Origin of the sequence: Sphingobacterium sp. JUb20 (assembly GCF_004342035.1) — a bacterium.
Classification (GTDB): Bacteria; Bacteroidota; Bacteroidia; order Sphingobacteriales; family Sphingobacteriaceae; genus Sphingobacterium; species Sphingobacterium anhuiense.
Map to the genome: position 1 here is coordinate 371,159 of NZ_SLYV01000001.1, position 12,577 is coordinate 383,735.

At 37.6% G+C, this 12,577-nt stretch carries 8 protein-coding genes; 4 read left to right on the top strand and 4 right to left on the bottom strand.

Features of this window, described 5'->3' with window-relative positions; all coding sequences use genetic code 11:
* The first annotated feature begins 154 nt into the window (after nucleotides 1-154).
* Both EDF66_RS01650 and EDF66_RS01655 read left to right on the top strand, forming a co-directional pair.
* Nucleotides 155-2,338, top strand: coding sequence for a peptidase domain-containing ABC transporter (locus EDF66_RS01650; RefSeq protein WP_132840082.1), 2,184 nt, complete (start codon nucleotides 155-157; stop codon nucleotides 2,336-2,338).
* Nucleotides 2,338-3,672: an HlyD family secretion protein gene (locus tag EDF66_RS01655; RefSeq protein WP_132840084.1), complete on the top strand. Its 1,335-nt coding sequence runs from the start codon at nucleotides 2,338-2,340 to the stop codon at nucleotides 3,670-3,672. Before EDF66_RS01650 ends, EDF66_RS01655 begins: the two co-directional genes overlap by 1 nt.
* A gap of 181 nt (nucleotides 3,673-3,853) precedes the next feature.
* On the opposite strand, the gene EDF66_RS01660 is transcribed toward EDF66_RS01655, so the two are convergent.
* The gene (locus EDF66_RS01660) at nucleotides 3,854-6,790 is read right to left on the bottom strand and encodes a DNA polymerase III subunit alpha (RefSeq protein WP_132840086.1); all 2,937 of its coding nucleotides are present in this window, start codon (nucleotides 6,788-6,790) and stop codon (nucleotides 3,854-3,856) included.
* The gene (gene dinB, locus EDF66_RS01665; protein WP_132840088.1) at nucleotides 6,780-7,958 is read right to left on the bottom strand and encodes a DNA polymerase IV; all 1,179 of its coding nucleotides are present in this window, start codon (nucleotides 7,956-7,958) and stop codon (nucleotides 6,780-6,782) included. Before dinB ends, EDF66_RS01660 begins: the two co-directional genes overlap by 11 nt.
* A gap of 416 nt (nucleotides 7,959-8,374) precedes the next feature.
* On the opposite strand from dinB, the gene EDF66_RS01670 reads away from it, so the two are divergent.
* The gene (locus EDF66_RS01670; RefSeq protein ID WP_132840089.1) at nucleotides 8,375-9,838 is read left to right on the top strand and encodes an FAD-binding oxidoreductase; all 1,464 of its coding nucleotides are present in this window, start codon (nucleotides 8,375-8,377) and stop codon (nucleotides 9,836-9,838) included.
* 134 nt (nucleotides 9,839-9,972) lie between these two features.
* Here the strand turns inward: EDF66_RS01670 and EDF66_RS01675 are convergent, their stop codons facing one another.
* Both EDF66_RS01675 and EDF66_RS01680 read right to left on the bottom strand, forming a co-directional pair.
* Entirely contained in the window at nucleotides 9,973-10,653 is a 681-nt protein-coding gene (locus tag EDF66_RS01675; RefSeq protein WP_132840091.1) for a carboxypeptidase-like regulatory domain-containing protein, read from the bottom strand.
* Between the two features lie 570 nt (nucleotides 10,654-11,223).
* On the bottom strand, nucleotides 11,224-11,457 hold the full coding sequence (locus EDF66_RS01680) for a hypothetical protein (RefSeq protein ID WP_132840093.1): 234 nt from the start codon (nucleotides 11,455-11,457) through the stop codon (nucleotides 11,224-11,226).
* A 760-nt stretch (nucleotides 11,458-12,217) separates the two neighbouring features.
* Here EDF66_RS01680 and EDF66_RS01685 point away from each other — a divergent pair.
* On the top strand, nucleotides 12,218-12,529 hold the full coding sequence (locus EDF66_RS01685) for a hypothetical protein (RefSeq protein ID WP_132840094.1): 312 nt from the start codon (nucleotides 12,218-12,220) through the stop codon (nucleotides 12,527-12,529).
* Nucleotides 12,530-12,577 lie beyond the last annotated feature (48 nt).

Below are 12,577 nucleotides of genomic sequence, written 5' to 3' on the forward strand. Positions count from 1 at the left end.
GATCAATTAAAAAACCATCTCTACAGAAGATAAAAATTTAATACACTATAATTAATGATGAAAATTAAGCAACATTTTTATCAAAAACACAGGAAAATAGATTGTTTAACAGAAAATTAATATTCAGTTAAAGAGATAGTGTGATATTCGGGCAATGTTTAACAAATTCCCTACAGAGATTCAGTACGATAAGATGGATTGTGGTCCTACCTGTCTAAAAATAATAGCCAAGCACTATGGCAGATTCTACACCTTACACTTTCTAAGAGAATTATGTGGAAAAACCAAAGAGGGTATTTCAATTCTCAATTTGATTTATGCTGCAGAAAAAATAGGTCTTAGATCCCGGGCTGTTAAATGCACGCTAAACCAACTTCAAAACGACATTCCACTACCTGTAGTCATACATTGGAATGATTCACATTTTATGGTCGTATATAAAACCACAAAAAATTATATCTATGTTTCTGATCCTGCACAAGGTCTTGTAAAATTTCCTGCTAAATTGTTTGTTAAAAAATGGATAAAAGAAAATTCGAAGAAGGGAGTTTTAATTGGTTTTGATCCAGATATTAATTTTTCAGAAATCAATCGTGAGGATAGCCTTGTAAAACATAAAAAATTTAATTCCATATTTAGTTATTTTAAACCATACAAAACCAGTATGGTAAACTTACTGATCGTCATGTTGTTTGTGACAAGTTTACAGGCAATTGTTCCATTTATTACCAGATCTATCATCGATGTGGGCGTAAGTACGCAAAATATGAATTTTGTGAACATTATGCTTACTGCAAACATTGCTATACTTTTGGCTACGACTTTTTCAAATGCCGTTAGAGATTGGATTATTCTACATCTGACCAGCAGGATCAACATATCATTGATATCGGACTACCTTCTTAAACTAATGAAGCTTCCAATGTCGTTTTTTGAAAACAAAACGATTGGGGATATATTACAGAGGGCACAGGATCATCAAAGAATAAAGGATTTTATAATGGGTAGTTCTCTGAATTTATTATTTTCAGGGATGACATTTTTAATCTTTGCCGTTATATTAGCGATTTACAACAGTTTTATTTTTTGGGTATTTATTGCTGGAAGTGTAGTATACCTTATATGGGTCATGGCTTTTCTAGCCATTCGAAGAAGACTTGATACAAATTATTTTAGTCTGATGGCGAAAGACCAAAGTTATTGGGTGGAAACCATCTCAGGAATGCAAGATATTAAAATTAATAATTATGAAACGGAAAAAAGATGGAAATGGGAGAATTTGCAAGCCCGCCTATACAAAGTTAATTTGAAACTTCATTCTATAACGAATTATCAAAATCTGGGTGGTCAGTTTATTGATAATCTAAAAAATATCATTATTACCATCATATGTGCAAAAGCTGTAATTAATGGTGAAATGAGTTTTGGAATTATGATCTCTACACAGATAATTATCGGTATGCTGAATTCGCCTATTCAGCAATTTATCCAATTTATAACAGCGGCTCAATCTGCTAAAATATCATTTGCTAGAATAAATGAAATTCACGCACTGGAAGATGAGGAACAGATTCAGGAATTCAATGATGCAGTGCTGCCTCAAGACCGAAGTATTATATTGAAAAATGTTTATTTCCAATACGCGCCAAAGCATCCATATAGCGTTAAGGGTGTTAATCTAACTATTCCATTTGGAAAGATAACAGCAATTGTGGGAGATAGCGGAAGTGGAAAAACGACTTTAATGAAATTAATCTTAAGGTTATATGGCCTAAGTCATGGTGAAATCTGTATCGGTCCATTGAACGTAAAAAATATACCGCTAAGCTACTGGCGTTCTAAATGTGGGGTTGTACTTCAAGATGGCAAAATATTTAATGACACGGTGATTAATAATGTGGTACTTAATGATGAGGAACTTGATTTTGAAAGGTTCAAAATAGCGATCGAAATTGCCAATATTCGTCAAGAGATCGAAGATATGCCCAAAGGATACAAAACAATGATGGGTGAACAAGGCAGAGGATTAAGCGGTGGTCAAAAACAACGTATACTTATTGCCAGAGCAATATATAAAAATCCGGACTACCTGTTCCTGGACGAAGCTACAAACTCATTGGATACATTAAATGAGAAAAAAATAGTTGAATCCTTAGATAAAATTTTTAAGGATAAAACGGTTGTGGTTATCGCCCATCGCCTGAGTACCATCAGAAAAGCAGATCAGATCATCGTAATGAAAGATGGAAAAATCATAGAAGTGGGTAACCATAAATTATTGATGGATAAACAAGGCCATTATTATGATTTAATTAATTCCCAAGCCAATTTAAACTAATGAAAGATATTAATAAAATAAAAAAGGCAGAAGAAGTTGATCATATTATTAATAGGATGCCCAAAAAATTTGGTATTCAAATTACTGTTATTGTAATGTTGAGCATCTTATTGTTATTACTGTTTGGTTTCATAATATCCTACCCCGATGTACAGACGGGCACCGTCTCAATAAATACAAAAAACCCTGCTATCAAAATTATAAGTCCAAATTCGGGAAAGATTATTTTGGTTAAAAAAAATCAGCAACATGTTTATAAAGATGAAATCATTGCTTACATAGATAATCCTGCAAAAATGAATGATGTACTGCAGATAAAAGCACTTATTGAACAAATCAATGTGAGCAATAGCAATTTATTGATGGATCTGGAACCTTTACCAAACAGAATATACCTTGGCATCATTAACAATAAATATTACACGTTTTTAGATGCCTTACAACAATTTAAAAATTATCATCAAAATCGAACTTTTGATCATCAATTGAATACTTATCGAGAATTATTGCACGAGCAGAATAACATTTTAACCACAACAAAACAGAAAGCAGAGTTATCCAATAGAAGCATCAGTTACATGAACAAATTTGCGGAACGTGATTCTATTCTTTTACAGAAAAAAGTGATCAGTACAGCAGAATTTGAAAGAAATAAAATAAGCTATCTAAATGCCGCATATAGTGTTGTGAATAATAAAAATGAAGCATCACAAATTATGTTAGAACTTTTTAGAACGCAAAATGCAATAACTGAAACCCAGATCAAAAAAGAAGAAATAGAAAAATCACTATTATTAAATTTAAATTCATCGTATCACGAATTCTCAATGGCTTTAAAATCATTTGAAGAAAGCTATATTTTCAAAAGTCCTCAAACAGGGACTTTACAATACCTTAATTTTTGGAACGACAATATTTATGTTAAAGCTGGAGAACCTATTTTTTCAATTGTTCCAGCTAATAATAAAATAATAGCTCAAATATTCCTGCCCAATTCAGGGGCTGGAAAAGTAGCTCAAAATCAAAATGTAGTAATTAAATTAGATAATTACCCATATAACGAATATGGCTCGATAAAAGGAATCGTAAATGATATTTCACTAGTAACAAACACCCAAGAAACTGCCCAGGGAAGTATTGAAAGTTATCTCATTCAAGTAGAACTGCCCGATGGCTTAAAAACTAATTATGGTAAAACGCTAAATTTCAAATATGAATTAAAAGGAATCGCAGAAATTATAACTAAAGATAGACGATTAATTGAACGAATTTTTGACAATTTAAAATATATGCTTACAGATAAAAATCAGCCTCCCTCCGAGAATGTAAATTAAAGTGTATCATTAATAAAAATTAATAGTGAATAATTGCGATATTCTAATTTTATTCGCAAAGTAAAGATAAAACACAACTTGATTTTTCATGCGTGTTTTATTCTATTGGTATTCACGAGGGCTTTGCCGTTTGAAGAGTTTCATATAAGGAATATCAGTAGAAATTCTACGTCATTTACCGCTATATACTCCGTGGATCTGGCTTAAGGGGCATCTTGGCACAGCGGATTACTTCTAGTGATGGACAGCCAAACTCCTGCACGACCTTCCCTTCTATGAGGTAGATGCCGGCTCCTCTTAAAGGATATTGCGCCAACGTGGGTGGGAAATGTACGGTATCGAAAAACTTGCCTTCGATATCCAGGAAGGTCCCGAATTTCATCAGCTCGCCACGCTTTGTCTTCACAAACTTTTCGGCCACAAAATCGCCTACCATACGAACGGTCCGACCGACATGATCCATCAGTTCACGACTCTGAACATCGCCTCGAAAATCACTCCGGGCAAGATCAAACAGGGTACCGCTGACACAGAAACCTATAAGCTCCATCTCATCATAATAGTCCTCCAGGATATGGCTATCCAAAGGGGGCAAAATGGGTTTACGGCTATTGGATTCAAACAGTTCGGCACTTGGACTCGCTTTTGTATGCTTGTTCAGCAAAAGATGTGCTTCCCAAAGGAGTTCTTTCTTGCTACTACCGAAACTGCGGAATGCACCGATACGGATAAGAATGATCAACTGCTCGAGTCCTGTGCCTGTTCGCTTGATAAACTGCTCGAGATTCTGATACAACCCATTCCGTGTACGTTCTTCTATCAATCGTTCAACTTGTTTGGATTCTACATGCTGCATGCAGTCAAAACCGAGATAGATATCGCTGCCATGGATACTGGTCTGATACTCCGACCGGTTGATACAGGGCAGACAGATGGTAGCGCCCGCAACACGGGCTTCGTTGACATAGACTTTGCGGTTATAGAAACCGCCATAATTGTTGAGCACGCTGACCATAAATTCGAGTGGAAAATAGGTCTTGAGGTAGAGACTCTGATAGCTCTCGACAGCAAAGGAGGCAGAATGGGCTTTGTTGAACGAGTATCCTGCGAAACTCTCCATCTGACGCCAGATCTCCCGACTCACTTTTTCGTCATACCCTTTTGCCCTGCAGTTGTCAAAATACTTCCCCTCGATCTCGATGAGGTGGTCTTTGCTTCGGTATTTACCGGACATCATACGACGGAGGACATCGGCATCGGCCATATCCAGCCCACCGTAGGCATTGGCGATCTTCATCACGTCTTCCTGATAAACCATGACACCATAGGTTTCTTCCAGCTGTTCTTTGAATACGGGATGCGGATATACCACCTGACTGGGATCATGGTGCCGTTGGATAAAGGCGGCCATCATCCCGCTGCTCGATACTCCTGGTCGAATAATCGAGGATGCGGCAACGAGCGTAAGGTAATCGTCACAGTGCAGTTTGGTGAGCAGCTGCCGCATGGCGGGGCTCTCGATGTAAAAACAACCGATGGTATTGGCCGAGCGGAGCTGCTGGGCGATATGGGGGTCTTCGAAAAAACGTTTTGGCTGACGGGTATCAATCGTGATGCCCTGATTGGCATGCACGATCTCCCGGCAGTCTTTAATATGCCCGATACCACGCTGGGAAAGGATATCGAATTTTTCAAATCCAATTTCTTCGGCGACATACATATCAAATTGCATGGTCGGCAATCCTTTAGGCGGATAGTCGAGCGCACAATAACTGACCAATGGCTGTTCGGAAATAAGCACTCCGGAGGCGTGGATGGTCCGCTGATTGGGAAAATCGGCCATACGGTTGTAGACGCTCAAGATGGTATTGGTCACTTCATTTTTATTGAGCATATGCTCGGGCTCGTGTACCAGACGGTCAATTTCGGATTTGGGAAGACCATAGACTTTGCCAAGTTCTCGAAGGATACTGCGTGACCGAAAGGTGCTCATCGCTCCCATGAGGGCGGTATAGCCGTGCTGGTAACGATTGAAAATATAGTCGTACATATCGTCACGGTCCCGCCAACTAAAGTCAACATCAAAATCGGGTGGACTTTTCCTTTTGGGATTTAGGAAACGTTCGAAAGGCAGTTTGAGGGCAATGGGATCGACATCGGTGATACCCAAGCAGTAAGCAACTGCGGAATTGGCACCGGACCCCCGACCTACGTAATGGTAATCGCGATGGCGGGCATAACGGCAGATATCGTCGGTGATGAGAAAGTAACTGGAGAAATTGAGCTGTTCGATGATCTCCAATTCGCGTGCAATGCGTTCCCGGGCTACGGGGTCGTTCTTGGCATAGCGGTGTTCGAATCCATCTCCGGTATATTTGAGCAGGAGCTGTTTATCATTGTAGCGATTTCCGGTAAAAGTGGCCTTGTTCTTCACGCTCTGGAAATCCATCTGAAAGCGGCATTGTGCCAACAGCCGATGGGTGTTGTTCAAGAGCTGTGGCAGATCGGCATAGATTTTCATCAGCCTTGCCTTGGGTACAAAGACTTCATCTACGGGTGCTACTTGTTCGTCCGAGAGCTGCGAAATGAGCAGATTGTGATCAATGGCTCTGAGCTGACGATGAAAGGTATGATCTGCTGTACGGAACGTCACCGGTGCCAGTATAACGGCTTTGGAAAGCAGCTGCTTATCCATCAGGATGGCCTTGCTCCGCTCCGATGGACGGATACCGATATATTCGTAGTCTTTCAGAGCAAAACTGCCCATGCGCTGCAACGGGTAAATGACAAATACTTCCTTGAACTCTGGTGCCTGCAATGGAACTTTTGCGTTCTCGAAGTTGAGCTGTGTACGGTAAGCATTGATCTCGCTAAAGCCCCGTTCATTCTGCGCAATGGCGATAAAACAGCAGGTGTCGTCCTGACGGAATTCCATGCCGGCCAATATGTTGAGTCCTGCCTGCTGGCCTTTTCGGATAAAGTCTATGGAACCGGTACTGTTGTTGATATCGGTGAGCACGGCAGTATCGTAGCCATTGGCAAGCATGCCTTCCAACAGTTCGTCGAGACTGAGCGTACCATGGCGTAAGCTGTAATAGCTGTGCAGATTAAGGAGCATGGTCACCTCCTTTCCTTGATGGTGGTTCTGGAGCGCAGATGCCTTTCATCAGGTATTGACTGCCGTAGCGTAAGCGGATCTTGTCCATGGCCTGCAACAGGTTGACTTCGTCACTGCTGTCATTGAACAGATCGGTCTGATAGGCGCCGTAGATGAGGTTGGAAAACTTGATCCCGATAAGGCGGATAAGCATGCGCCGGCTGTACAGCTTTTTAAAAAGTGCCATTACTTTTTCGGTAATGAGCTTATCCGAGTTGGTGAAGGCTACCCTGACCTGCTGGGTGTGGGTATCGAAATTGCTGTAACGGATTTTGAGCGTGATACTACTGGTGAGTTTCTGATCTTTGCGAAGCTCAAATGCAAGGGTATCGACCATACCGATCAGTGTTCGGCGCAGCAGATCCATATCAATGGTATCCTGCTGAAAAGTTGTTTCCTTGCTCATGGATTTCTGCTCCCGAAATGGCAGCACAAGGGAATCATCGAGACCGTTTGCTTTTCGCCAGATGGTGACCCCGTTCTCCCCCATCACATGTTTCATGGTGAAGGCTTCCATCTGTTGCAGCGTGCCGATCTTGCTGATACCCATATTGCGGAGCAACGTATAGGACTTCTCGCCTACCATCGGAATCTTGCGTATGGAAAGCGGTGCCAAAAAGCCTTTTTCGGTACCGCTGTTGACAAACAGTTCACCGGACGGTTTGGCCTGACCCGTAGCGATCTTGCTGACGGTTTTATTGACGGACAGTCCAAAACTAATGGGTAATCCTGTTTCTTTTATAATGCGCTGCCGTAATTCCTGCGTCCACTGCCAGCAACCAAAGAAGCGGTCCATACCGGTCACGTCAAGGTAATGTTCATCGATACTGGCTTTTTCAACCACAGGTGTCACTTCTTCGATAATCTCGGTGACCATAGAGGAATAATGACTGTACAGGTCATGATCGCCCCTGACAATAATGGCTTCGGGACACATACGCAAGGCCAGCCGCATGGGCATGGCACTGTGTACGCCATACTTCCGGGCTTCGTACGAGCAGGATGCCACCACACCCCGATCGGAAGTCCCACCGATAAGCACAGGTTTATCCACCAACCCTACGTTGAGCAAACGCTCTACGGACACAAAAAATGTGTCAAGATCACAATGCACTATATTCCGTTCCATTTCCTAAAAAATCATCTCTATCCCGTCTGTTGTTTATACTTTAAAGGTATAAATACTCGATCAAATATACTAACATATTTAGCTAAAATAGGTGTTAAATTTACACAATCTGATAAACAACTGAATTACAAGACTAAAATATTTAGCCAAAGATAATGTAAGGATTGATTTTTTAAAGGAAAGATTGAGGATTTAGTGACTGACGATAAAACTGTATAAGCTGGTGGAATTTAAGAATTAGCAGCAGTGATACTTCAATGAAGTAGAATCATTTTAATTTTCATACTTTTAATCCAATAAGTGTCCTTTTACTCTATGATGCTATAGACAATTACCTTTTCGTAAGCTACAGGTGTAAATAAACGGAAAGGAAAAGTGTTTTATATTGGACTAACACTTTATAATTAAATCAACAAATGAAGAAAAAACATCTTTGGACAATCGGGCTTTTGACAATAATCATATTTTTATCTATTCCAATTTTTCATATTTTAAAAACAAAATGGAATGAAAAGGACCTTATTATTCAAATCCCAAAAGGGTTTACAAATGATGCGAGTCAACTGAACTTAACCAAAGTTGATACCATTATTCAAGTTCCGAATGACAAAAGAGAAATTGAAATTCAACTGAAAGATGTTTTGAAATATGCAAAAGAAAATAATCTAAAAATATCAATTGCTGGTGCTAAACATAGTATGGGAGGCCATACCATGTATCCGAATGGAATTATGCTAAATATGCTCCCCTACAATCAAATGGAGCTTGACACAATAAATAATATTTTGACAATCGGTGCTGGTTCTTTGTGGGAAAATGCTTTAGAATATTTAAATAAATACGATAAATCAATTGCTATAATGCAAGCATTCAGTTCGTTTTCTATTGGTGGTTCAATAAGTGTAAACGGGCATGGCTGGCAAAAAGACTTACCGCCAATTGCTGCAAGTGTAGTCTCATTTACTTTAATGAAAGAAAACGGGGAGATTATCAATTGTAGTAGACAGGAAAACCCGGAACTTTTTAAGTTGGTAATCGGAGGATACGGTTTGTTTGGAATTGTTTTAGACGTAAAGTTAAAAGTGGTAGAAAATGAAGCTTTACAATACAAATACATTCGTTTAAGTCCCGAGAATTATTTAACCTATTACAAAAAATACATTTCGGAAAATCCAAATGTAAATCTAGTTTTTGGCAGACTACGTATTTCTGACAAACATTTTTTAGAAGAAGCAACATTAAACTTTTTTGAAAAGGCTGACGTGGAAATACCTGTTTTACAAAACGGAAAAAGTAAGGAAACGCAAAGATTGGTATTTAGGGGTAGTGTAAACAGCGAATATGGAAAACGACTTCGCTGGGATTTGGAAACAGGAATGAATAAAGTTTCCAAAAATGAAATTTATTCAAGAAACGAACTTTTAAACGACCATGTTTCACTAATTGAAAACAAAGACAGTTCTTCAACCGACTTACTCCAAGAGTATTTTATTCCGGAGAGAAATTTTAATCAATTCATTAGGGATATGAAACCTATTCTAAAAAACTCAAAAATAGATTTACTCAACATAACTATTCGCGGCGTTCATCAAGACAATGACAGTTATTTAAACTATGCTAGAGAAAATGTATTTGGTTTTGTAATCTTGTTCAATCAAAAGAAAACAAATAAACAAGAGGCAGAAATGAAAAAATTGACAAACTTACTTGTGGATATTGCCTTGAAAAACAATGGTACTTATTACTTGCCTTATCGTTTACATATTGACAAGGACAAAATGAGAAAATCTTATCCTAACGCTGACCGTTTTTTTCAACTTAAATTAAAATACGATCCAACTGAATTATTTAACAATAAGTTTTACGAGCATTACAAATAGAACAGCATGCAGTAGCAGTTTTAAGAGGTTCGGAATTAGAAAACCTGTTGTCTCGCTTTGAATTTAAAGTTGCTAGTTTTCGGTTTCAGAGGCTCTTTCAACTCATGCTCATAGAGTAGCATTCATTTATCTACTTATTTTGGATGTTTTAACAAATCGATGTTCTTATGTGCTCTCGCACGGGGATCAGTAACAATCACCTCTCCTATTTCATGGCTTGCTTCTGTTAACTCCACCTTCAATCTAGCGTTCTTCGAAAGGTCATAAACAACCTCTCTAATATCATACCCAACATAACTAAATGATAATCTTAAAAATCTAAAATTTTGTTCATTAGAGAATTTTAAAATAAAACGTCCCTTATCATCTGTAGTGCTAGATTCCTTCGTTAATATGTTGTAGATATGTACACCGTTTAATGGTCTACGAGACTCATCTATCACAATACCTTTGATGGTAATACTATCTTTTAAATCCTTTTGCTCATTGAAATACTCATATAGAGTGTTTTCTATATGATATTCAGCCTTTACAAATTTTGCAAACAATAGTCCTGACATGATTAATCCGAGGCGTAGTTTAGAGAAATACAACTTATTCTTCAGATTGGATTTATACGAGGTATGCGATTGGGTATTCAGTAATTTCCCGCCAACTTTTGTCTTGGATCTTTGAACATAGGTAACTATATCTTCTGTTTTCCAATCAGTAAAATCTATCACCTCAATATTACATCTTGAACATAACATCCCTTGGGAAGTATGTGACATACTATCCCAATTCTCGTCGCATTTTACTGGAATTTTAATTGACATAATTTGTGTTGTTAGCTGAATAAATAAAGTCGTTAAAACCAAAAGAGTACTCAGTATTTCGGATCGCTAGATTTGGATTTACCGAGCAATGCTCAATGCCGAATTGCTCTTCCTACAATAGCAATTATATTAATAGCGGTTGCGCGCATAAGCACAAAAGAATGATTATAAAACTAATATATAAAATAATATTTACCTATCCAAAGTAGATCGATCTGGTTATGAAATCAAAAATACAATAAATCAAAACTAAACAGTTAAACACAGAAAGTGGCAGTTTTTACGTCCTAGAAAAACGGGCTTGATTGCATTTTAAATCTGGTTATTGTCGATCAATAATGAGCCGTCGTACAAATAAATCATCCCGTCTTGCATAGCCATAGTCCATCGCTTTCCGATCCTACTTTTAGAAAGTGTAGTCTTTATTTATTCGAAAATCAATTTTGCTAAGTTCTTTGATGGGCGGGTAATGATTCTTCCAGACAGTGCCCTTAGAATGTGGCGAAGTATATATTCTTTGTGTATTTGCTTTAAATTCATCTGTATAGTTTTTTAAAATTAATAGATCAATCAGAAAACCCTTAAGAATTTTCCTTCTAATACTTCCTCTGGCACATCCAGGATCTGCTCGATAACAACTGTAGCAGACTCTTCCTTAAACTCGCTCATAAACGCCCATAGGTCGTTTACTTTGGTAGGGACAAAATGCTGTATAACATCATCCACACTATTTTCGGACTTCAGGATATTGTATCCCTTATGCTTTAAGTCCTTCAAGATCTCGATTGTCAATGGTACATTCATCGCAATTAGTATATATTATTATCTCCTTATTCCAACAGGGTTGACATTTCTATCTTAAATTCCTTTACTATAAAGTGAACTACCAGACTCTTCTACCCTGCTTTAATTAAATATTGAACAGGATGAACACGAAAGAATGTTGAGCAACCGGTTATCTAATATCGTGTCCATCCTTATTCAATATCCAAAGAGAAACAATAAAACTAAATATATTAGCTTTTATTTGCTGCAAATTTCAGCCATATGTTTTTTTGAATAAAAAATGCATGTTAGAAATACGGTTTCCCGTAAATCTTTCTTTCCATTTTCTATTATTTTCGCAAATTAAAAGAAAATTGGAAGGCAGGAACATAAAATCAGCAATTTGATTTGATTTGTTTTTCACAAAATGTCTTAATATCTTAGATCAACCTCAAAATTATAACTTAAGACATTTAGGAATTCTAAGAAAGTTTTCGGTTTCAAAAGTTTAGATGGCTTTTTCCCAGATGCCACTCCTAAAGATGAACAAATCATCATTAGGTACAAAAAAGAACCCAAGAAGAAAGCTGATGGTAGCGATTCTAAATTAATGGATAATGTAGTCATAGAAATAGTTGTTGTCGATGGTGAAACAAAAGCAGAGGTCAATAAGGAGAATAAGAGATAAAATATTATAAATATTAAGAGCTTAAAATTAGATATCCATACTAATTTGATAACTATACGCCGTATCTAGGGATCACAAGCACACGATATTAAACAATAGGAAGATAATAAAATGGAATTAAAACAAATTATACTCAACTGCAGAAACTACCAATCAAATGACGAAATCGTTTCTGTGATATTTGCTAAAAGAATTGAAGGAAAATTTCAATCTGCTTCTGACGCTGTTGTATTGGAGGTAGAACAAGAGGATTGGGAAATAAAGATAACTCAGATAGCCACTACAAAATATCCAGGCTATGAATACTTTTTAGAAATGGATATTGCCCAATATTCTTATGAAGATTTGCTAGCAGACGAAGGCTATAAATCTGATGATAAAAAAGTTGAAGCAATAATCCATTATGCTGAATTTGACGCATAACCTGTAAACTTGTAATTGGGTATATTTCTTTTAAAACAGATGAAATAA

Bases quoted from the DNA above. Each gene is read 5' to 3' on its own strand.
- EDF66_RS01650 (WP_132840082.1), top strand. From the start codon at position 155: ATGTTTAACAAATTCCCTACAGAGATTCAGTACGATAAGATGGATTGT.
- EDF66_RS01655 (WP_132840084.1), top strand. From the start codon at position 2,338: ATGAAAGATATTAATAAAATAAAAAAGGCAGAAGAAGTTGATCATATT.
- EDF66_RS01660 (WP_132840086.1), bottom strand. From the start codon at position 6,790: ATGCTCCTTAATCTGCACAGCTATTACAGCTTACGCCATGGTACGCTC.
- dinB (WP_132840088.1), bottom strand. From the start codon at position 7,958: ATGGAACGGAATATAGTGCATTGTGATCTTGACACATTTTTTGTGTCC.
- EDF66_RS01670 (WP_132840089.1), top strand. From the start codon at position 8,375: ATGAAGAAAAAACATCTTTGGACAATCGGGCTTTTGACAATAATCATA.
- EDF66_RS01675 (WP_132840091.1), bottom strand. From the start codon at position 10,653: ATGTCAATTAAAATTCCAGTAAAATGCGACGAGAATTGGGATAGTATG.
- EDF66_RS01680 (WP_132840093.1), bottom strand. From the start codon at position 11,457: ATGAATGTACCATTGACAATCGAGATCTTGAAGGACTTAAAGCATAAG.
- EDF66_RS01685 (WP_132840094.1), top strand. From the start codon at position 12,218: ATGGAATTAAAACAAATTATACTCAACTGCAGAAACTACCAATCAAAT.